This window comes from Pseudoxanthomonas jiangsuensis, from assembly GCF_010093185.1.
Classification (GTDB): Bacteria; Pseudomonadota; Gammaproteobacteria; order Xanthomonadales; family Xanthomonadaceae; genus Pseudoxanthomonas; species Pseudoxanthomonas jiangsuensis.
The window spans coordinates 1-1,049 of the sequence record NZ_PDWL01000069.1 but is presented as its reverse complement, the minus strand read 5'-3'; the positions used below and the strand labels follow the sequence as shown (position 1 = coordinate 1,049).

At 64.2% G+C, this 1,049-nt stretch carries 1 protein-coding gene; it reads left to right on the top strand.

The window, feature by feature from the left end; genetic code table 11:
• Positions 1–70: 70 nt before the first annotated feature.
• A protein-coding gene (locus CSC62_RS17240; protein WP_162407891.1) for an IS3 family transposase occupies positions 71–1,049 on the top strand; the annotation gives its coding sequence in 2 pieces (ribosomal slippage) (positions 71–323 and positions 323–1,049; 980 coding nt annotated over the 2 pieces). This gene is flagged as partial in the annotation.

Sequence of the window (1,049 nt, the reverse complement as noted above, 5' to 3'; positions counted from 1 at the left end):
GGGTAATCCCCCCGGCTGTTAGCTGACGCCAGAAGTGGAATTTTCTCGTACCCTTTTCCGAGGAGGTTCCATGAAGAAGTCCCGCTTCACCGACAGCCAGATCATCGCCGTGCTCAAGCAGGCCGAGGCCGGCACGCCCGTGCCAGAGCTATGCCGCGAGCACGGCATCAGCTCGGCGACGTTCTACAAGTGGCGCAGCAAGTTCGGCGGCATGGAGGTGTCCATGGTCGCGCGCATGAAGGAGTTGGAGGAGGAGAACCGCCGGCTCAAGAAGATGTACGCCGAGGCCCAGCTCAGTACCGACCTGCTGAAGGAGGCGCTCGCAAAAAAATGGTGAGGCCATCTCAGCGGCGCGAGATGGCCCAATCCGCAGTCACGAGCGGGCGCACGAGCATCCGCCACGCCTGCCAGACCTTCGCGGTGAGCGAGACCTGTTTCCGCTACCGGGCCAAGGCCAGCGAGGAGAACGCCCGCATCGCCGACTGGCTGATCCGGTTGACGGCCGCCCATCGCGACTGGGGCTTTGGCCTGTGCTACCTGTACCTGCGCAACGTGAAGGGCTTTGGCTGGAACCACAAGCGGGTGTACCGGATCTACCGCGAGTTGGAGTTGAACCTGCGGATCAAGCCGAAGAAGCGGCTGGTGCGTGAGCGGCCCGAGCCTCTGGCGGTGCCGGAGACGATCAACCAGGTCTGGTCGATGGACTTCATGCACGATCAGTTGGCCGACGGCCGCAGCTTCCGGCTGTTCAACGTGCTCGACGACTTCAACCGCGAGGGACTGGGGATCGAGGTGGATCTGTCGCTGCCGTCGGCCCGGGTGATCCGGTCGCTGGAGCAGATCATCGAGTGGCGCGGCAAGCCCGCCGTGATCCGCTGCGACAACGGCCCTGAGTACATCAGTGGCGCATTGCTGTCCTGGGCGCAGCGGCATGGCATCCGGGTCGAGCACATCCAGCCGGGCAAGCCGCAGCAGAACGCCTACGTCGAACGCTACAACCGTACCGTCCGCTACGCCTGGCTGGCCCGAACCCTGTTCGACACCATCGA